The sequence below is a fragment of the Salinisphaera sp. Q1T1-3 genome, from assembly GCF_003602005.1.
Taxonomy (GTDB): Bacteria; Pseudomonadota; Gammaproteobacteria; order Nevskiales; family Salinisphaeraceae; genus Salinisphaera.
The window spans coordinates 41,549-60,835 of sequence record NZ_QZWD01000001.1 but is presented as its reverse complement, the minus strand read 5'-3'; the positions used below and the strand labels follow the sequence as shown (position 1 = coordinate 60,835).

At 66.2% G+C, this 19,287-nt stretch carries 15 protein-coding genes; 4 read left to right on the top strand and 11 right to left on the bottom strand.

Annotated elements, in window-relative coordinates; all coding sequences use genetic code 11:
- Window positions 1-32: 32 nt before the first annotated feature.
- The 4 genes from D3260_RS00230 to leuC form a co-directional block, all read right to left on the bottom strand.
- Window positions 33-2,264, bottom strand: a complete 2,232-nt coding sequence (locus tag D3260_RS00230; protein WP_158583322.1) for a FimV/HubP family polar landmark protein — start codon at window positions 2,262-2,264, stop codon at window positions 33-35.
- Between the two features lie 182 nt (window positions 2,265-2,446).
- A complete protein-coding gene (gene leuB / locus D3260_RS00225; RefSeq protein WP_120096476.1) occupies window positions 2,447-3,523 on the bottom strand; it encodes a 3-isopropylmalate dehydrogenase in 1,077 nt (358 codons plus the stop codon).
- Between the two features lie 368 nt (window positions 3,524-3,891).
- On the bottom strand, window positions 3,892-4,536 hold the full coding sequence (leuD, locus tag D3260_RS00220; protein ID WP_120096475.1) for a 3-isopropylmalate dehydratase small subunit: 645 nt from the start codon (window positions 4,534-4,536) through the stop codon (window positions 3,892-3,894).
- Window positions 4,537-4,640: 104 nt separating this feature from the next.
- Window positions 4,641-6,050, bottom strand: coding sequence for a 3-isopropylmalate dehydratase large subunit (leuC, locus tag D3260_RS00215; RefSeq protein WP_120096474.1), 1,410 nt, complete (start codon window positions 6,048-6,050; stop codon window positions 4,641-4,643).
- A gap of 104 nt (window positions 6,051-6,154) precedes the next feature.
- Here leuC and D3260_RS00210 point away from each other — a divergent pair, with 104 nt between their 5' ends.
- Complete coding sequence (locus D3260_RS00210; protein WP_120096473.1) at window positions 6,155-7,048, top strand: LysR family transcriptional regulator; 894 nt, start codon at window positions 6,155-6,157, stop codon at window positions 7,046-7,048.
- A 76-nt stretch (window positions 7,049-7,124) separates the two neighbouring features.
- Here D3260_RS00210 and D3260_RS00205 read toward each other — a convergent pair whose 3' ends face one another.
- From D3260_RS00205 to prmB, 3 genes are read right to left on the bottom strand one after another with little or no spacing between them, the layout of a single operon-like run.
- On the bottom strand, window positions 7,125-8,105 hold the full coding sequence (locus D3260_RS00205; protein ID WP_158583321.1) for a tetratricopeptide repeat protein: 981 nt from the start codon (window positions 8,103-8,105) through the stop codon (window positions 7,125-7,127).
- A 31-nt stretch (window positions 8,106-8,136) separates the two neighbouring features.
- Window positions 8,137-9,237, bottom strand: a complete 1,101-nt coding sequence (gene aroC / locus D3260_RS00200) for a chorismate synthase (protein ID WP_120096470.1) — start codon at window positions 9,235-9,237, stop codon at window positions 8,137-8,139.
- A gap of 2 nt (window positions 9,238-9,239) precedes the next feature.
- On the bottom strand, window positions 9,240-10,169 hold the full coding sequence (gene prmB, locus D3260_RS00195; protein WP_120096468.1) for a 50S ribosomal protein L3 N(5)-glutamine methyltransferase: 930 nt from the start codon (window positions 10,167-10,169) through the stop codon (window positions 9,240-9,242).
- Between the two features lie 277 nt (window positions 10,170-10,446).
- Here prmB and asd point away from each other — a divergent pair, with 277 nt between their 5' ends.
- Window positions 10,447-11,322 (top strand): archaetidylserine decarboxylase, encoded by an 876-nt coding sequence (gene asd, locus D3260_RS00190; RefSeq protein ID WP_120096467.1) that lies wholly within the window; start codon window positions 10,447-10,449, stop codon window positions 11,320-11,322.
- A gap of 38 nt (window positions 11,323-11,360) precedes the next feature.
- Here asd and epmA read toward each other — a convergent pair whose 3' ends face one another.
- The gene (gene epmA, locus D3260_RS00185; RefSeq protein ID WP_120096465.1) at window positions 11,361-12,269 is read right to left on the bottom strand and encodes an EF-P lysine aminoacylase EpmA; all 909 of its coding nucleotides are present in this window, start codon (window positions 12,267-12,269) and stop codon (window positions 11,361-11,363) included.
- A 52-nt stretch (window positions 12,270-12,321) separates the two neighbouring features.
- Window positions 12,322-12,894: an elongation factor P gene (gene efp, locus D3260_RS00180; protein WP_120096464.1), complete on the bottom strand. Its 573-nt coding sequence runs from the start codon at window positions 12,892-12,894 to the stop codon at window positions 12,322-12,324.
- A gap of 152 nt (window positions 12,895-13,046) precedes the next feature.
- On the opposite strand from efp, the gene epmB reads away from it, so the two are divergent.
- Window positions 13,047-14,009 (top strand): EF-P beta-lysylation protein EpmB, encoded by a 963-nt coding sequence (epmB, locus tag D3260_RS00175; protein ID WP_370456272.1) that lies wholly within the window; start codon window positions 13,047-13,049, stop codon window positions 14,007-14,009.
- A gap of 75 nt (window positions 14,010-14,084) precedes the next feature.
- Here epmB and parC read toward each other — a convergent pair whose 3' ends face one another.
- Both parC and parE read right to left on the bottom strand, forming a co-directional pair.
- The gene (parC, locus tag D3260_RS00170; RefSeq protein WP_120096910.1) at window positions 14,085-16,304 is read right to left on the bottom strand and encodes a DNA topoisomerase IV subunit A; all 2,220 of its coding nucleotides are present in this window, start codon (window positions 16,302-16,304) and stop codon (window positions 14,085-14,087) included.
- 617 nt (window positions 16,305-16,921) lie between these two features.
- Window positions 16,922-18,832, bottom strand: coding sequence for a DNA topoisomerase IV subunit B (gene parE / locus D3260_RS00165; protein WP_199671292.1), 1,911 nt, complete (start codon window positions 18,830-18,832; stop codon window positions 16,922-16,924).
- 130 nt (window positions 18,833-18,962) lie between these two features.
- On the opposite strand from parE, the gene D3260_RS00160 reads away from it, so the two are divergent.
- Window positions 18,963-19,256: an exodeoxyribonuclease VII small subunit gene (locus tag D3260_RS00160; RefSeq protein ID WP_120096459.1), complete on the top strand. Its 294-nt coding sequence runs from the start codon at window positions 18,963-18,965 to the stop codon at window positions 19,254-19,256.
- Window positions 19,257-19,287 lie beyond the last annotated feature (31 nt).

The following is a 19,287-nucleotide window of genomic DNA, read 5'->3' as shown; positions in this document are numbered from 1 at the left end:
GTGCCCCGCGCCGAGCCGCAACGCCCTGCGAGTCAGCGAGCGGCAATCTCGCCGAGCAACCGCTCGGCCGTCGCGCGCTGTGACTCGTCGCCGCGGGCGCGGACATCCTCGGCCAATTCGCGTGCCGCCGAGACGTCGTCCATGTCGATATACATCCGGGCGAGATCGAGACGGATCTGCAGGCTGTCTTGGTCGTCGCTCTCATCGGGGGTCTCGGCGTTCGGCGAGCCGGCATCGTACAGATCGAACTCACCGGGATCGATCATTTCGAGACCATAGCGCGACGGGGTCTCGATGCGAGTCTCCGCATCGGCGGCGGTATCAGGCCATGCGGCGTTTTCCGACGCGTCGGCCGGTTCAGCGGATTCGGTCGACGCAGCGGATCCGGTCGACGACAGCGAGATCTCCGGATCGGATGACGTCGTCTCCTGGGCCGTGCTTCCGGCATCGAAATCCAGCCCGGGCTCAGCGGTACCGGCGTCATGCATGCGGGGTCTGCTTTCGAACGGGGCCGGTTCGAAATCCACCGTGGGATCGCGCTCACGCGGCGCACCCGGCCCGCTCTCGGCCGCCGGTGTGTCGGCATCGGCCGACGGCTGGGCCGCATCGGGTGCGGGAGTCTCCTGCCCGGTCTCGGCCAGCGCCGAAACCTGTGCGCTTGCCGGCGAGGCAGACGTCTCCGGTGTCGCGTATTCAGCGCTCGGGACAGCATCACGCGTCTCGTCGTGCGTGTCTGACCCGGCGTCGTGCGGCGCGTTCGAGTCCGCGCCATCATCGATGTCGCTGTATGTTTCCGGACCGGCCTCGTCGGCGGTCGTGGACGTGGTCTTCGCGCGTTCATGCCGTGACGGCGTGGCCGCCGACACCAGCCAGGCCGGCTCGTCCCGTAGCGGCGGTTCGGCACGCGCCTGCCCGGTATCCGATGTCGCGGCCGACGTCGATGCCTCGCCCGCGGTACGCGCCCGGGTCGCACCGGCCGTCGGTTGGCCGGCAGCACCGGATACCGCCGGCGCCCGCTGCTGTCGACGACGCACATAGGCAAACGCGATCAGCAGCAGCACGAGAAGCAACAACAGATTGCGCGTCCCGAAAAGCGTGCTCTCCTCGGTCGCGTCATTGTTCGATGTTCCCGTCGACGACGTATCAGACGCCGTGGACGTGCTCGGCTCGATAGTCGGTGCGTTCAGGGACGACGCGGACATGTCACTGGCCCCATCCGGCGTATTCGCCATCGGGCCAGCCGCACTCGTCGCGCCGGCAGTGGCGTTATCGGCGGCGGCTTCGGCGCCGTCCGGCGTGCCCTGCGATGCCGTCGATGTCGGCCAGGCACGATCCTCCGGCAGCATGAGCGTACCGAATGTCGCTGTCTCGTCGGCCGCGCTGATCTCGACCGGTGTACCGCCCCCGGATGAGGCCGCCTCCGCTGTGCTGGATCGGTCGTCCCGACTTGCCGCGACCATGCGATCCGGCGGTGGCGGCGACTGACCGCTGGCACGCGTCGCCGCCGCGTCGTTCGATGCCACACGGCTTTCGTCCGACGTCGTGCCGCCGGACGCGGCAGCCAGTCGGCTCGTGGCCGCGTCAGTCGATACGTCCCGCATCCGGGCGGCGGCGGGGATATTCAATATCGCCCCCTGCCGCAGAACGCCGGGCCCGCTGCCGAAGGCCCCCGGATTGGCCTGATAGATGGCCCATGCCGCACGCGAGACCGATATGCCGGGCGGCGCCCGACGGCCGGCAATCGTCCATAACGTTTCGCCGGCCGTAACACGATGACGCATCGCGCGATCGCCGGTTGCATGCGCCGAATGCGGAATGGGCGGCAGCACACGTGCGGCGTTCCCGGCCGATCGCGAATCATTGTTTGCCGGCGCACCATATGCCGCCGATCCGGATACCGCTCGGCGATCGCCTTCGGCCGGGTCGAGCAGTGCCGTGTATTCGTGCAGCGACGAACCGCCGCCCGAGACGGCCTCCAGCACGAAGTTCACGAAGGGTTCGTCGACCGGGCGTTGCGTGGTGAGCGTGACACGCACGCGATTACCGTCCGGCTGGGTCTCGATGTGAATCCGGTCGATCAGCGCGCTGCGGCGCACGCCCAGGTCGGCGAAACGCGCGGCCGAGGCCATATGCACATCCAGCGACTCGGCCGGTGTCGCGGTGCCGTTGAGCCAGACCTGCGCCCGGAGCGGCTGATTCAGGGCCGATTGGACCTGCATGGCGCCGAAGGACAGCGCCGCGGCAGTGCCGGACCCACCGAGCATTGCCAGTATCGATGCCGCGGCAGCGACGCGCCTGCCCCACATCTGACAACGCGCCGCGACTGTATTCGCCCGACGTCCGGAAAACCGTCGCACCATGCCCCTTGCACTCCCCCACATCGGCTCCGATGTCTCACCGTGGACCGGTACCCCGAACCGGAGACGTGCGAGATCAACCTTTTATATCAACGTAGCATATCCACAATCGCACCTCCCATCTCCTGAGTGCTGGCGATCTGGGTTTCATCATCCATGATGTCGCGCGTGCGCAGCCCCCGGTCGAGCGCCTGGCCAACGGCATGCTCAACACGATCGGCCAGATCGCCCCGGTTCAACGAATAACGCAGCATCATCGCCACCGACAGGATCGCCGCGAGCGGATTGGCCACGCCCTGGCCGGCGATGTCGGGTGCGCTTCCATGAACCGGCTCGTACATCCCGCGTCCGGTGGCGTTGAGGGCGGCCGAGGGCAGCATGCCGATGGAGCCGGTCAGCATGGCCGCCGCATCCGAGAGAATATCGCCGAACAGATTGCCGGTAACCACGGTATCGAACTGTTTGGGGGCCCGCACGAGCTGCATCGCCGCGTTGTCGACGTACATGTGCGTGAGCTCGACGTCCGGATATTCGGCGGCGAGCTCGGTCATGACGTCGCGCCAGAGCTGGCTGACATCGAGCACATTGGCCTTGTCGACACTGCAGAGCCGACCGTTGCGCGCCCGCGCGATCTCGAAGGCACGACGTCCGATCCGCACGATCTCGTCCTCGTCGTAGCGCATCGTGTTCCAGGCCTCGCGGCGACCGGCCTCGTTGACACCGTTGCCGGCCGGCTTGCCGAAATAGATGCCGCCCGTCAGCTCGCGCACGATCATGATGTCCAGTGCCGAGACCATCGCGGGCTTGAGTGCCGAGGCATGGGCCAGCTGCGGATAGAGCATCGCCGGACGCAGATTGGCGAACAGATCGAGTTCGCTGCGCAGCCGCAGCAGGCCCGATTCGGGCCGACTCGCGCGCGGTAGTCCATCCCACTGCGGCCCGCCGATGGCCCCGAACAACACGGCATCGGCCTCGCGCGCGGCGGCCAGCGAGGTCGGCGGAAGCGGGTCGCCCTCGGCGTCGTACGCGGCACCGCCGACCAGCGCTTCGTCCAGTTCGACATCCAGCCCGTGGTCACTGACCAGGGCATCGAGCACCCGGACGGCTTCACGACAGATTTCCGGGCCGACTCCATCGCCCGACATGACCAGAATACGTGACGTCATATGGCGTCCTTGAAACATGTTGCGAAAAATACGGTGCACGGGCCGATGCCGTGACCGGCCGACCGCGCACCGATCACGAATCCAGAACCCGCCAGGGCCTGTTGATGTTTCGTGTGAGCGCCTTTTCGTCGAGAGACCGCCGTGTGTCGGACAAGCCGCGAGTCGCCGTATCGTGGCGTGCCACGATCAAGGCTCGCAACGCCGCCGGGCGGGATTTGTGGCGCCAACGCGGCGCTCGGACGAAACATCAACAGGCCCTAGCACGCTGGCACAGAATGACTGCACGGCGCGCACGACGCCTCGTCTCGCCGCCCATCGTCAATTTCCGAGCGCACTTGGCGCGGACTCGCACGAAACATCGGCAGGCCCTAGAGATCGCGGAACAGCCACGGACGATCCGTGGCCCGTTTCGTCTCGAAGGCCCGGATCGCCTCGGCCTGTTGCAGCGTTTCGCCGATGTGATCGAGCCCTTCGAGCATGCTCGCACGCCGATTGGCGTCGATCGCGAACGCATAACTCGGCCCGTCGGCCCGACTGACCTGCTGCTCGAACAGGTCGACGCGCAGGGTCAGCCCCTGCGGATCCTGCGCGGCATCGAACAGGGCATCCACTTCGTCGTCGGCCAGTCGGATCGGCAGCACACCGTTCTTGAAGCAGTTGTTGTAGAAGATATCGGCAAAGCTCGGCGCGATGACGGCCCGAAAGCCGTAGTTCTCGAGCGCCCAGACGGCGTGCTCGCGGGAGGAGCCGCAGCCGAAGTTCTCGCGGGCGAGCAGGATCGAAGCCCCTCGCCACGGCGTCTGGTTGAGCACGAAATCCGGATCCTCGCGCCGATCGGCTACATCGATATCCAGCCCGCCGGCGTCGAGATAACGCATGTCGTCGAACAGGTACGGGCCAAAACCGGTCTTGCGGATCGATTTCAGATACTGCTTCGGAATGATGGCGTCAGTATCGACATTGGCGCGATCCAATGGTGCGACCAGCCCTTCGTGAATGGTGAATGCCTGCATGTCGGTCTCTCGGAAATTCGTTGAAAATCAGTCGATGCGATCAGCGCCGCGACGACGCAGCGGCGGCGCGAACTCGAACCGGGGCCCGATCGAGCGGCCCGGAGTCACGCGCCGCCATCCAGATCGCGAATATCGACGAAGTGGCCGTAGACCGCGGCGGCGGCCGCCATGGCGGGACTGACCAGATGGGTACGCCCGCCCTTGCCCTGACGACCCTCGAAATTGCGATTCGATGTCGAGGCACAGCGCTCGCCGGGCATCAGATTATCGTCGTTCATGCCCAGGCACATGGAACATCCGGCATCACGCCATTCGAAACCGGCGGCCTTGAAGATCGCATCCAGGCCCTCTTTTTCGGCCTGCAGTTTCACGAGACCGGAACCGGGCACCACCATGGCGAGCTTGATGTTCGGCGCGATGCGTCGGCCCGCCAGATATTGTGCGGCGACGCGCAGATCCTCGATGCGGGCATTGGTACAGGAGCCGAGAAAGACCTTGTCCAGCATGATCTCGGTCATTGGCACACCGGCAGTCAGATCCATGTATTCCAGTGCTCGGGTCCAGCTCTTTGCCTGACCGGCATCGGGCGCGTGTGCCGGATCCGGCACACGCGCGGTAATCGGCACCACCATCTCGGGCGAGGTTCCCCAGGTGATCTGCGGCGCGATCTCGGCGGCGTCGAGCGTGACCACGCGATCGTATTCGGCATCCTCATCGGAAACCAGCGTGCGCCAGTAGCGCTCGGCGTCGTCCCACTGGGTTTCGTCCGGCGCATACGTCCGGCCGCGCATGTAGTCGATCGTCTTGTCATCGACGGCCACCATGCCCGCGCGTGCGCCGGCCTCGATGGACATGTTGCACATCGTCATGCGGCCTTCCATCGACAGATCGCGGATCGCCTGGCCGCCGTACTCGATGACATAGCCCGTGCCGCCGGCAGTGCCGATCTTGCCGATGATGGCGAGCATGATGTCCTTGCCCGAAATCCCCGGTGCGGTGTGCCCGTCGACGCGCACCAGCATGGTCTTAGACCGGGCCTGGGGCAGCGTCTGCGTGGCCAGAACATGCTCGACTTCCGAGGTGCCGATACCGAAGGCCAACGCCCCGAAGGCGCCGTGAGTCGCGGTGTGCGAATCACCGCAGACGATGGTCATGCCCGGCTGCGTGGCGCCCTGCTCCGGGCCGATGATATGGACGATGCCCTGACGCGGGTCGCCCATGCCGAACAGGCGGACTCCGAAGGCGTTGCAGTTGGCCTGCAATGCTTCGACCTGGGCGCGGGAAATCGGGTCGGCAATACCGCCGTCGCGGTTGACCGTCGGCACGTTGTGGTCCGGCACCGCCAGATTCGCATTGGTCCGCCACAGGCCGCGGCCGGCCAGCCGCAGCCCTTCAAAGGCCTGGGGCGAGGTGACTTCATGGACCATGTGACGGTCGATGTAGAGCAGCGCGTCATCACTGTTGTCCGTGACGCAATGCTCGTTCCATATCTTCTCGTAAAGCGTCTGGCCCATGCTCGTGCTCCTGTTTTCAGTGGCGCGCAGTCTAGAAAGGGCTGACGCATTACTCAAATGAATATTTTTCTGTCATCGATTCCAGTTCGGAATAGAATACGTGAATGCGTATCGATGCTCTTCTTGCGTTCGTGGCCGTCGCCGAAACCGGCTCGTTCGGCGCCGCCGCGCTGCGTCTGCACCTGAGCCAGCCGGCCGTGAGCAAACGTCTGGCCGGGCTCGAGGCTCGTCTGGGCCATCGACTGCTCGACCGAACCGGACGCGAGGTCGATCTGACCGAGGCCGGCCAGGCCTATCTGCCGCATGCCCGCCAGACGATCGCCGCGCTCGCCGATGGCGACCGGGCGCTGGATAATCTGTCAGAGCGCATCGAGGGCCAGCTCGATATCGCGCTGTCTCATCATGTCGGCATGCATCGGATGCCGGCCGTACTGCGCCGCTTCGTCGCGCGCTACCCGGCCGTATCGCCACAGATCTCGTTCGCCGATTCCGAGCTGGCCTGTGCCCAGGTGGTCAACGGCGAAAGCGAGCTGGCGGTCATCACCCTGCCGGTCACGCCCCATCCGCGACTGATCGCGCTGCCGATCTGGCACGATCCGCTCGACATCTATGTCGGCAACGCGCATGCGCTGGCCGGCCGCGAGACTGTCACGGCCGATGAGCTGGCCCGGCACGCGGCCGTACTGCCGCCGCCGGAAAGCTACACTTTCGCGATCGTCGCCTCGGCATTCGCGAGTGCCGGCGCGGTGCCGAGGCCTCGCATGACAAGTCACTCGCTCGAGACCCTGCGGATGCTGGCGGATGTAGGGCTCGGCTGGACGGTGCTGCCGCGAGCCATGCCAAACGCGCTCACTCCGCTGGCAGTGCCTGGCGTGACGATGGCCCGGACCCTCGGGGTCATGCGCCATCCCCAGCGCACCCTGTCGAATGCTGCCCGGGCGCTGGTGGCCATGCTCGAGACCGAGGCAACCGAGATCGCCGCGGGCCTCGACAACTAGAGCCTGTCGATGTGTCGTGCGAGCGCCGCGTTGGCGCTACAGATCGCGTCCTGAGAACCGCTCGCCAGCGCCTGGCTCAGGAGCCACCGCCGAGCGCGCGGATGCGCCAGCTGCCGTCTTCGCGAACGAGCACCCCGCGCTCGGCGACGCGCGGCCCGTTGTCGGCACTGATCTCGTCCCAGGTGGCATCCACGCGGTCCGGCCCCACCCGGTCGACATCGACGTTGGCGACACGCCGCGCTGCGGCCGGCGGATCCGCCAGCAGCGTACGCTGTCGCTGGATCCAGTCTGCACGGTTCTCGTCGTCCCCTGGCTGGAAATCGTCGCTGTAGGTCGCCAGCCAGCCGGCAAGATCAGACTCGTTGCGTGCCGTGGCGCGCGCACTCAAGACGGCGGCGATCGCCTGGCGCAGCACATCGCCGGTCTCGGGCCGGTTCGACGCGGCCGTGGCCTGCGGCGCGTCATCCGGGCCGTGCCCATTTGTAGCAGCGTCGATACGAGCCGCGGGCGCCGGGGCGGTGTCCGTGTCGTCTGCCGGGCCGGATTTCAGATCCGCCAGTGCCGGCAACAGACGGGTCAACTGCTGTCGGCGACGGGCCGCGGCCGGACCGGCGCCATCGTAGGCCGCGCCGGCCAGCGCCAGATACACGTCGCCCAGGTTGCGCCGCACCATGTCGTTGTCCGGCGCCAGAGCCACCGCGCGCATCAACGCCTCGCGCGCGCTGTCGAGCCGGCCGTCGCGCGCATACAGAATGCCGAGATTGTTCAGCACATCCGCACGTGGGGCGTCCGGCGCGTTGAGGTCTTCGAATACCTGAATCGCCCGGCTTGTCTGGCCGGTATCCGCCAGCGCGCTGGCCTGGAGAAAACGGGCACGCTGGTCGTCGGGATGCGCCCGAATCCAGGCATCCAGCCGGTCGAGTGCGGCCTGCGACTGGCCGGCAGACAGCGCCTGAACCGCCTCGTCGACCGGCGTGGCCGCGGCCGGCCCGGCCATGACGGCCAACCCGACGGCGAGCGCCACAGCCGCCATCCCGCTGCGTCCAGCCTGTCTCATGCGCATCCCCCTTGTCCCTGCCCGCTCTACATTACGTGATCGCGCCGGGCAGTGTGGGCAGCGGCGGCACTACGTCCGCATTCTGTCCGCGATGGCGCAACGCGTGATCGAGCAGTGTGATCGCCAGCATGGCCTCGGCGATCGGGGTCGCTCGCAGGCCGACACAGGGATCGTGTCGACCGGTCGTGTGCATCTGCGTGGACTCGCCGCTGGTCGTCACGGTCTCACCGGGAATGATGATGCTCGAGGTCGGCTTGAGTGCCAGGCTCGCGCGAATCGCCTGGCCCGACGAGATGCCGCCCTGGACGCCTCCCGAATGATTGGTCTTGAAGCCGTCCGGCGTCATCTCGTCTCGATGGGTCGACCCCCGCATGGCCACGGCGGCGAAGCCGTCTCCGATCTCTACGCCCTTGACGGCGTTGATGCTCATCAACGCCTTGGCGATATCGGCGTCGAGCCGATCGAAGACCGGCTCGCCCCAGCCCGGCGGAACGCCCCTGGCCATCACCTCGATACGCGCGCCGATCGAGTCGCCGTCGCGTCGCAGCTGGGTCATGAACGATTCAAGCTCGGGAATACGGGCCGGTTCGGCACAGAAGAACGGATTCTCGCGCGCTGCGGCCAGATCATCGTCGCCGAGATGGATATCGCCGAGCTGCGAAAGCCAGCCCTGGATCTCGATGCCCCAGGTCTCGGCCAGCACGCGACGCGCGATCGCCCCGGCGGCGACACGCGTGGCCGTCTCGCGGGCCGAGGAACGTCCGCCGCCGCGATAATCACGAAAGCCGTACTTCTGCGTGTACGCATAATCGGCATGATTGGGGCGGAATACATCGGCGATCCTGGAATAGTCCCGCGAGCGCTGGTCGGTATTCTCGATGACGATTGCGATCGGCGTGCCGGTGGTCCGGCCCTCGAACACGCCCGAGAGAATCCTGGCCTCGTCGGCTTCACGACGCTGCGTGACGTAGCGCGACGTCCCGGGCTTGCGTCGATCGAGATCGGCCTGCAGGACAGACGCATCGACGGCGATGCCGGGCGGGCAGCCATCGATCACGCAACCGATCGCCGGGCCATGCGATTCCCCGAACGAGGTGACCGTGAAGTGCTGCCCCCAGGTGTTGCCGGCCATGGTCAGCCCTCCTCGCGCTGGGCCTGGACCCAGGCCGCCAGATCCTCGGCCTCGAACGCACCGATACCCATGCCACCGCGCTCCAGGTCGATCCAGGTCACGGGCAGATCCGGGTACTTGGCTTCCAGCAGGAAAGCCGAAGCGCCGACTTCGATGATCAGCAGACCGTCCTCGGACAGATAATCGGGCGCGCCGAACAGGATACGCTCGACCAGTGTCAGATCCTCGGCATCGCCGTGGAAGGCAAAGCCCGGCTCATGCTGGAATTCCGGGTCCAGACCGGCGTATTCGTCCTGCGTGACGTACGGCGGATTGGTCACGATCAGGTCGAAACGCTGCGGCGCGAGTCCATCGAACAGGTCGGCCTGTACCAGTTCGACCTGTGGACCGGTGTCGTGTTTGTCGCAATTGATTTCAGCGACCGCGAGCGCCTCCGGGCTGGCGTCGGTACCGACCACGCGCGCGTCCGGAAACGCATCGGCGCAGGCAATCGCAATGGCGCCGCAGCCCGTACACAGATCGAGCACCGACAGCGGTTCGCGATGCCCCAGCCACGGCTGGAAACCGCCCTCGATGAGCTCGGCGATCGGCGAACGCGGCACGATCACGCGCTCGTCGACGAAGAATTCGAGCTCCGCGAACCAGGCCCGGCCGGTCAGGTATGGCGCCGGCAGCCGCGTCTCGATACGCCGCTCGATGATCGCGATGGCTGCGGCCCTTTCGGCAGGCGTGAGCACCGACTCGAAATAGATGTCCGGCAGGTGATGATCGAGCCCGAGCGCATCGAGCACGAGATGAGCCGCCTCGTCGATCGCGTTGTCGCTGCCGTGTCCGTAGGACAGATCCGCTGCCACGAAGCGCGACGCCCCCCAGCGAATGTAATCGAGAATACGCGTGAGCGACGTCGACACGTCGGCCTGTGTTTCTGCCATGCCGTTAGCTGATCATCGAAGCGATAGCACAACAGGATAAACCACGCGCCGCTTCGGGGGGATGTTCTCGGCGCGTTGTCGCGATGCGCCCGTCGCCTTCACCTGACACGGTCGTGCGGGCCGAGGCTGGCTCGCGGCCGGCCATAGCGCCTCGACGGCCGGTTTCCGCCCGCCCGCGGTCATCGATCGGCAGCGCGGTCACGTAGAATGCAGAAGGTGTCCGCCACACGCCCGGCAAGACCGGCCACGAGACTGCCACCCGACCCTTGAGGAGCCGATGTCCGCACCGCTGCCTGCCACGACCGGCGATCGAATCTTTGCCACGACACTGGGCTGTCTGCCGACCCGGGCGATCTCACGCGCGGCGCTCAGCCTGGCCGGCGCTCGCCGGCGCTGGCTGAAGAACGCGTTGATTCGCGCATTTCTGAAAGGTTATCCGGCCATCGACATGAGCGAGGCCGCCGAGCCGGATGCCTACGCCTACGACAGTTTCAACGCGTTTTTCACGCGGCGCCTAGCCAGCGGCGCTCGGCCAGCTCCGGACGATGCGACGGCGCTGGTCTGCCCGGTCGATGGCACGCTCGGTGCCTTGGGCGACATCGAGGCCGGCCAGCTTTTCCAGACCAAGGGCGTGGCCTACGACGTCGCGAGTCTGCTGGACGATTCAACCCTGGCGGCACGTTTCACCGGCGGCCGCTATGCGACCTTCTATCTGGCGCCGTCGAATTACCACCGCGTCCATATGCCGAGTGCTGGCCGGTTGCAGGCCACACGCTACGTGCCCGGCCGGCTGTTCGGCGTGAATCCGCGCTGCGTGCGTGCGGTCAGCCGACTATTCGCCCGCAACGAACGCCTCGTGAGCCTGTTCGAAACCGAGAACGGGCCGATGGCGCTGGTCCTGGTCGGTGCCTTCATTGTGGGCGGCATACACGATGTGGCGACCGGGCGTGTCTGCCCGCCCCATCGACGGGCGGCGCGCGCGCAGCGATTCAACCCGGCCGATCATGCTTACGAACGCGGCGACGAGATGGGGCATTTCTGTCTCGGATCGAGCGTGATCGCGCTGTTCGGCGCCGATGTCATGGCGTTTGACGACGTGTTGGCCCCGGGCATGCCGGTGAAGCTCAACGCCCCACTCGGCCACTGCCGCTGACGAACGCCGCGACGCCGGGCCGTGGCTGGCCTGTCGGCTCAGCGGGCCGGCCAGGCGAAAGGCACCACATCAGCCAGCTGCTCAGCACCCGTGAGCAGCGCCAGCAGGCGATCGACCCCGAGGGCAACGCCCGCGCAGCGTGGCAATCCTGCCGTCATGGCCTGTAGCAGGCGCTCATCGATCGGTGGTACGGCGCTGCCGGCCGCCCGACGGGCCTGTTGTTCGCGCACCATGCGCTTACGTGCCTGTTCGACATCGGTCAGCTCGACAGCGCCGTTGGCCAGCTCGATGCCCTGCCAGAAGCACTCGAACCGTTGCGCGAAGCGCGGATCGTGCGGATCGAGTTCGACGAGAACGGCATCGTCGGCCGGGAAATGCGTGATCACTTCCGGCCCATCGCGCCCGAGCGTCGGTTGCACACAGAACGCCATGAGCAGATCGAGCCAGAACACCCGGTCACCGGCATCCGCATCGGCGGGCGCTATGCCCTGCGCCCGCGCATGTGCTGCCAGCGCTTCGGTATCGGCGGTCCGGACATCAAGCCCGGTGGCTTCGGCGAACACATCGGCATAACGCCGACAACGAACCCGCCTCGGCGCACCGGCCTCCTGGAGGACCGCGTCCAGCGTATCCACGGCATCGGCCATTGAAGCGCCAAGGCGATACCACTCGAGCATCGTGAATTCCGGATTGTGCCAGCGCCCGTGCTCACCGGCCCGAAAGACATGGCCGAGCTGATAACAGTCGCGACGCAACTCGACAAGCAGTCGCTTGAGCCCGTGTTCCGGCGACGGCACCAGCCAGCCGGCCTCGACGACCGCCAGGCAGTCGAGCGCACGCTCGGCCGGCGCGGCTGCCGAGAGCACCGCGCCGTCGATCTCGAGCACATCGAGATCGGCCATCACCTGCCGGAGGGCAGCGAGCAGCGCGGCGCGTCTGGCAATCATCGCCGGGGCGACGCCCGAACCGCCGTCGAATGCCCGCAAGCCCACGCCCGAGTCAGCTGTCGCCGGCGCGGGAGACGTACTCGGCCTTGCGCGTGTCAACGCGCAGCACTTCGCCTTGTTCGATGAACAACGGCACCTGCACCACAGCACCGGTTTCCAGCGTGGCCGGCTTGGTGCCGCCCGACGAGGTGTTGCCCCGCACGCCCGGATCGGTCTCGATGACCTTGGCGACCAGAAAATTCGGCGCATCCACCTGCAACGGCACACCGTTCCAGAGGGTGACGTCGCACTTGTCCTCGGGCTTGATCCACTTCGCCGCATCGCCGACCGCGGCTTCCGCGGCCTGGTACTGCTCGAAGCTGTTCGGATCCATGAAATGGTAGAACTCGCCGTCGTGATACAGAAACTGCAGATCGAGGTTGAACACGTCGGCCGCCTCGACCGAGTCCCCCGACTTGAACGTGCGCTCGACCACGCGATTGGTCTTGAGATTGCGCACCTTCACACGGTTGAACGCCTGCCCCTTGCCGGGTTTGACGAATTCGTTCTCCACGATGCTGTAGGGGTCACCATCGAGGATGATCTTCAGGCCACCCTTGAACTGGTTTGTGGAATATTGCGCCATAAATCGAATCTCCGGAACTGTTCGCGCATCGCCGCCCGATGCCGAGCCACGATGCGTAGAATGACGGCATGGCCGAGAGTCTCACATCCCCTGCGCCCGGCGCCGTGACGGCGCGCAGTCTATCGCATCCCACGCCGGGCTGGCAGCAGGCGATGCGCGCCTCGGTCACCGACGTCGAGACGCTGTTCTCGCGTCTGGCGTTGCCCGCCGAGCAGCTCGATGCCGCGCGTCGGGCCGCCGCGCTGTTCGGTCTTCGCGTGCCCGAGTCCTATCTCGCCCGGATGACGCCGGGCGACATCGACGACCCGTTGCTACGTCAGGTGCTGCCGCTCGACGCAGAGACCATCGAACGTCCGGGTTTCGCATGGGATGCGGTCGGCGACCTGGACAGCACGACCGGTGACGGCCTGCTGCACAAATACCACGGCCGGGCCTTGCTGGTGACCACCGGGGCCTGTGCGGTGCACTGTCGCTATTGTTTTCGGCGCCATTTCGACTACAGCGCCCATCACGCCGGCGGCTCGCGGATGCGCCAGGTTATCGCACGCATCGCCGCCGATGCGTCACTGGCCGAGATCATTCTGTCGGGCGGCGATCCACTGTCGCTGACCAACGACCGGCTTGCGACGATCGGCGCGGCACTCGATGCCATCACCCACGTGCGCCGCCTGCGCCTGCACACCCGTACGGCCATCGTGCTGCCCGAGCGCATCGATGCCGGCCTGCTCGACTGGATCGCCGCGCGGCGGGCTCGGGTCGTCGTCGTCGTCCACGTCAACCATGCTCGCGAGCTGAGCCCGGGCGTGTGCGCGCGTCTGCGAGCCCTCCAGCGCGCCGGGGCCACGCTGCTCAACCAGGCCGTGTTGCTGGCCGGGGTCAACGACAGCGCCGAGGCACAGATCGCCTTGAGCGAAGCCCTGTTCGATGCCGGCGTCTCGCCGTACTACCTGCATCTGCTGGATCGCGTCGCCGGCGTGCACCATTTCGAGGTCCCCGAGCAACGTGCGATCGCGCTCATGCGCGCCGTGGCCGCCCGCCTACCCGGTTATCTCGTGCCCAAACTCGCTCGCGAGCAGGCCGGCGATACGGCCAAGCAGGTCATCGGCGTGGCCTGAGCCGGGCACAGCCCGGCTCAGGCGCCACGATGAGGCGGCCCCGCCTGGCCGTCTCACGGCCGATACCGGGCTGGCTCAATCCACGCCGAGCGCCTGAACCGAAGTGAAGCCGCGTGGCAGCTGCCGGCCGCGGGAGGCGCGCGGCCCGCGATAGGCATCACGTTCGGCCGACTTGAGCGTCATGTGCCGTTTGCCGCTGTGCACGACCAGCGTGGCCTGCTCGGCTAGAGCCTGGATCGCCACCAGCGTCTCGCCGGCCTTGAGCGCCACCAGTTTGTTGCCCTTGCCCTTGCTCAGACGTGGCAGTTCATCAAGCGCCAGGCACAGAAGATGACCGCTGCTGGTGACCACGCAGAGCTCCGCAGCCTCGGCATCGACCGTGCTCGGCGCCATCGCCGCCGCGCTCTTGCCGGGCGACAGCGTGGCCTTGCCGGCCTTCTGCTTGCTGGCCATGTCGGCCAGCGTGGTGGCGAACCCATTGCCGGCACTCGAGGCCAGAACACAGACCAGTGACTCGGCGCCGAGCGCCACACCAACGAAGCTGGCACCGTCGGCCGGATTCAGGCTGCCGGTCAACGGTTCGCCCTGGCCGCGCGCCGACGGCAGCCGATGTGCGGCGAGGCTGTAACTGCGTCCGGTCGAATCCAGAGCGATCAGCATGTCGTTCGAGCGGCCGCGGGCCGAGGCGAGATAGCCGTCGCCGGTGCGGTAGTTCAGGCCGCCGACATCGACGTCGTGCCCCTTGGCGGCCCGGATCCAGCCCTCGCGCGAAAGCACGACCGTGATCGGCTCGCTTGGTAGCAGATCGGCTTCCGAGAGGGCCTTGGCCTGGGTTCGCTCGACGAGCCGGCTGCGGCGATCGTCACCGTATTTCTCGGCATCGGCCGCAATCTCGTCGGCGATCAATGCCTTCAATCGCTTGTCGGAGCCGAGCGTGGCCTCGAGATCCTGGCGCTCGGCCTCGAGTTCTTCCTGCTCGCCGCGGATCTTGAATTCCTCGAGCTTCATCAGATGTCGCAGACGCAGGTTCAGGATGGCATCGGCCTGGACATCCGTGATCCCGAAGGTCTCCATCATCACCGGCTTGGGGTCATCCTCGGTCCGGATGAGACGAATGACCTCGTCGATATTCAGATACGCGACCAGCAGCCCTTCGAGGATATGCAGCCGATCGACGACCTGATCGAGACGATGCTCGAGCCGGCGGCGCACCGTGGCGGTGCGATACGTCAGCCATTCCGTGAGCAGGTCGCGCAGATTCTTGACCTTCGGCGCGCCGTCGAGACCGATGACGTTGAGGTTCGCGCGGACATTCTTCTCCAGGCCCGTGGTCGCGAACAGATGCGCCATCATGGCTTCGACGTCGACCCGGTTGGAGCGCGGGACGATGACGAGCCGCGTGGGGTTCTCGTGATCGGATTCGTCGCGCAGATCCGAGACCATGGGCAGTTTCTTGGCTGCCATCTGACCGGCGATCTGCTCCAGAACCTTGGCGCCGGAGGTCTGGTACGGCAACGCATCGATGACCACCTCGCCGTTTTCAACGATGTAGGTCGCGCGCACCTTGATCTGGCCGTTGCCCGTTGCGTAGAGCTGACGAATCTCGGCGGCCGGCGTGATGATTTCTGCACCGGTCGGAAAATCCGGTGCCGGCAGGTGCGCCATCAGCGCATCGAGATCGGCCTCCGGATGCTCGAGCAGATGGGTCGTGGCCGCCGCCACCTCGCGCAGGTTGTGCGGCGGGATATCGGTGGCCATGCCGACCGCAATTCCGGTCCCGCCGTTGAGCAGCACGTTGGGCAGACGCGCCGGCAGAGTCGCCGGCTCGTCGAGCGTGCCATCGAAGTTGGGCTGCCAGTCGACCGTGCCCTGCCCCAGCTCGGCGAGCAGTGTGGCGGCATACGCCGTCAGACGTGACTCCGTATAGCGCATCGCCGCGAACGACTTCGGGTCGTCGGCCGTGCCCCAGTTGCCCTGCCCGTCGACCAACGGATAGCGATAGGTAAACGGCTGGGCCATGATGACCATGGCCTCGTAACAGGCCGAGTCCCCGTGCGGATGGAACTTGCCGATCACATCGCCGACCGTGCGCGCGGCCTTTTTGGGCTTCGAGGCCGCCGACAGGCCCAGCTCGCTCATCGCATAGACGATGCGCCGCTGAACCGGCTTGAGACCGTCCCCGACGTGCGGCAGCGCACGATCGAGGATGACGTACATCGCATAATCGAGATACGCCTTTTCGGCAAAGGCATTGAGCGGTAGACGCTCGCTTTCGTGTTCGAAGGTCGTGGCCATCGTGTCTCGCTGAAGAATCGTGGCATGCCGGAAACGGCCCGGCGAAACGGACAGTACCGGGCCATGCGCGCCCACGGCAACCATACCGGCGACCGCGTGCGATGCAATACGCTCGGCGCCTGACCGGCCGCTGACATCCACTGACCGAGGCCCGGCGCGATCGCAACACGGCCCGGAAGCCGTTGCCGAGGCCCGGGCCTGTCAACGCCGGCGCCAATCACTGTGATGCCGCCCAACGCGACCTGGCAGTACACGAGCCGAGAGACGAGGTGAGCCTCATGACCGACGCGCCACGCGCTGGGCGATCTCTGCGCGACCGGGCCATTCCTTGCCTGTGGGCAAGGCCTCGCCTGTCTTGGTCTTGGGTTTGAAATCTCGTGACGCAGCGCCCGAATGCCTGTTGGCCCTATCCACGCGCGTCGTATTGCTGCCCAGAATCGCGATTCGGCAAGTTGCACTACGCCGCGGGGCCCGATCCTGGCGCCATTCGAGGGGCTGCGGCTCGTCCCGCAATCTGCGTTGCCGCGCGCTCGTGTCACATATCGACACGGCGCCCCGCCGCCTCGTGTCGCACGCCGAGCCGCCGACGCGGCGCACGCGGGACGTATTAACAGGCCCTAGTCGACTTCCGCCTCGTGACCGCGTGCCTCCAGCCAGTCCCGGCGATCGGCGGCCCGTTTTTTTGCCAGCAGCATGTCGAGCAGTTCGTCCACGCCCACGGTCGCGCCATCCTCCGGCTCGATACCGAGCTGGACGAGGCGGCGGGTGTCCGGCGCCATGGTGGTCTCGCGCAATTGCAGAGCGCTCATTTCACCCAGCCCCTTGAACCGGGTCACGCTGATCTTGCGCTGTTTCTTTTCGTTTTCCAGGCGCTTGATGGTCGCATCGCGTTCGTCGCGATCGAGCGCATAGAAGACTTCCTTGCCGGCATCGATCCGAAACAGCGGCGGCATCGCGACGAAGACATGGCCGCGGGCGACCAGCGGTCGGAAGTGTTTGACGAACAGGGCACAGAGCAGCGTGGCGATGTGCAATCCATCGGAATCGGCATCCGCCAGAATGCAGACCTTGTTATAGCGCAGGCGCTCGAGATTTTCGGAACCGGGCTCAAGCCCGAGCGCCACGGAAATATCATGGATCTCGTTGGAGGCCATGATATCGGCGGCCTCGACCTCCCAGGCGTTGAGAATCTTGCCGCGCAGCGGCATCACGGCCTGGAAATTACGATCGCGCGCCTGCTTGGCCGAGCCGCCGGCCGAGTCGCCCTCCACGAGAAACAACTCCGAGCGCGTCGGGTCGTCGGTCACGCAATCGGTGAGCTTGCCCGGCAGCGCCGGCCCCTGGGTGACTTTCTTGCGCTTGACCTTCTTCGCGCTCTTGGCGCGCGCCTGGGCATTGCCGATGATGATCTGGGCCAGTGTCTCGCCGGTCTCGGCATGGCGGTTGAGCCAAAGCGAGAAGGCATCCTTGACCGCATTCGAGACGAACCCGCTGATATCACGCGAGGACAGACGTTCCTTCGTCTGGCCGGAGAACTGCGGCTCGCTCATCTTGACCGACAGCACATAGGTGCAGCCCGACCACACGTCCTCCGGCGTGATCTTGACGCCGCGTGGCAACAGGTTCCGGAACTCGCAGAACTCGCGCACGGCCTCGGTGAGGCCCGTGCGCAGGCCGTTGACGTGGGTGCCGCCCGACGCGGTGGGGATGAGATTGACGTAGGACTCGGTCACGCCGTCCACGCCGGGCTGGTCCGGGGCGATCCAGGTCAGCGCCCAGTCGACGGTCTGGCCGCCTTCGTTCTCGCCGCCGGTAAACGCCGGCGCGATGACAGTGTCCACGCCCTCGAGCGCATCGGCCATGTAATCGGCCAGCCCATCGGCGTATTGCCAGACGATGTCTTCCTGCGCTGCCTCGTCGACGAAGCGGACCTTCAGGTTCGGACAAAGCACGGCCTTGGCCCGCAGCAGATGCTTCAGGCGCGGCGTGGCGATCCGCGGATTATCGAAATAATGCGTATCCGGCGTGAAACGCAGCATCGTGCCGGTACGGCTTTTCGCGCACTGCCCGATGACCGCCAGATCGCTGGTCTTCTCACCGTTGGCGAAACGCATCTCGTAATGTTTGGCGTCGCGCCAGACCTGGACCACCAGTTCGGTCGACAGCGCGTTGACCACCGAAACGCCGACCCCGTGCAGGCCACCCGAATACTGATAGTTCTTGCTCGAGAATTTGCCGCCCGCGTGCAACCGGGTCAGGATCAGTTCGACCCCGGATACCCCGTGCTGGCTGTGCGTATCGACCGGCATGCCACGGCCGTCGTCGACCACGGACAGGCTACCGTCGGCATGCAGTGTGACTTCGATCGATTTGGCATGACCGGCCAGTGCCTCGTCGACACTGTTGTCGATGACTTCCTGCGCGAGATGGTTCGGGCGGGACGTTTCGGTGAACATGCCCGGGCGCTTACGCACCGGGTCGAGCCCGGAGAGCACCTCGATATCGGCGGCATCGTATTGGCTGGCCATCACGTCTCGTGTGCGGCAAATGGAGTTGGCGGCACGTTAAGTCAAGCGCCCGCGACTGGCAAGAAACCCCCGCTGTGCCTCAGGCCGGTTAGAATCGAGCCTGCCATTCGACCAGACCCCACGTCGTCTCATGACCGATCAAGACACCGACGCCGTCTCAGCCGCCCCCAACGACGAAGACGCACCGCCGCTCGCGGCGTTCGAATCCTCGGTCGATGAGCTCGAATCGCTCGTGGAAAGCCTTGAGACCGGCGAGATTTCGCTAGAGGACGCGCTGGCTCAGTTCGAACGAGGCGTCACGCTGGCCCGCCAGTGCCAGGCGATGCTGAAATCCGCGGAGCTACGGGTCGATCAGCTGATCAGCCAGAACGATACCGACACCCTGGCCCCATTCGACGCGGAACAGCCGGCCGCCGACGAATAAACCTCGTATCCCGGAACCGGCCGTCGTTCCG

Coding starts and splice junctions, on each gene's coding strand:
- parE (WP_199671292.1), bottom strand. CDS start 18,832: ATGGCCAGCCAATACGATGCCGCCGATATCGAGGTGCTCTCCGGGCTC.
- aroC (WP_120096470.1), bottom strand. CDS start 9,237: ATGGCCGGCAACACCTGGGGGCAGCACTTCACGGTCACCTCGTTCGGG.
- epmA (WP_120096465.1), bottom strand. CDS start 12,269: ATGATTGCCAGACGCGCCGCGCTGCTCGCTGCCCTCCGGCAGGTGATG.
- D3260_RS00230 (WP_158583322.1), bottom strand. CDS start 2,264: ATGCTCGGTGGGTCCGGCACTGCCGCGGCGCTGTCCTTCGGCGCCATG.
- parC (WP_120096910.1), bottom strand. CDS start 16,304: ATGGCCACGACCTTCGAACACGAAAGCGAGCGTCTACCGCTCAATGCC.
- D3260_RS00210 (WP_120096473.1), top strand. CDS start 6,155: ATGCGTATCGATGCTCTTCTTGCGTTCGTGGCCGTCGCCGAAACCGGC.
- leuC (WP_120096474.1), bottom strand. CDS start 6,050: ATGGGCCAGACGCTTTACGAGAAGATATGGAACGAGCATTGCGTCACG.
- efp (WP_120096464.1), bottom strand. CDS start 12,894: ATGGCGCAATATTCCACAAACCAGTTCAAGGGTGGCCTGAAGATCATC.
- leuB (WP_120096476.1), bottom strand. CDS start 3,523: ATGACGTCACGTATTCTGGTCATGTCGGGCGATGGAGTCGGCCCGGAA.
- D3260_RS00160 (WP_120096459.1), top strand. CDS start 18,963: ATGACCGATCAAGACACCGACGCCGTCTCAGCCGCCCCCAACGACGAA.
- D3260_RS00205 (WP_158583321.1), bottom strand. CDS start 8,105: ATGAGACAGGCTGGACGCAGCGGGATGGCGGCTGTGGCGCTCGCCGTC.
- asd (WP_120096467.1), top strand. CDS start 10,447: ATGTCCGCACCGCTGCCTGCCACGACCGGCGATCGAATCTTTGCCACG.
- prmB (WP_120096468.1), bottom strand. CDS start 10,169: ATGGCAGAAACACAGGCCGACGTGTCGACGTCGCTCACGCGTATTCTC.
- leuD (WP_120096475.1), bottom strand. CDS start 4,536: ATGCAGGCATTCACCATTCACGAAGGGCTGGTCGCACCATTGGATCGC.
- epmB (WP_370456272.1), top strand. CDS start 13,047: ATGCGCGCCTCGGTCACCGACGTCGAGACGCTGTTCTCGCGTCTGGCG.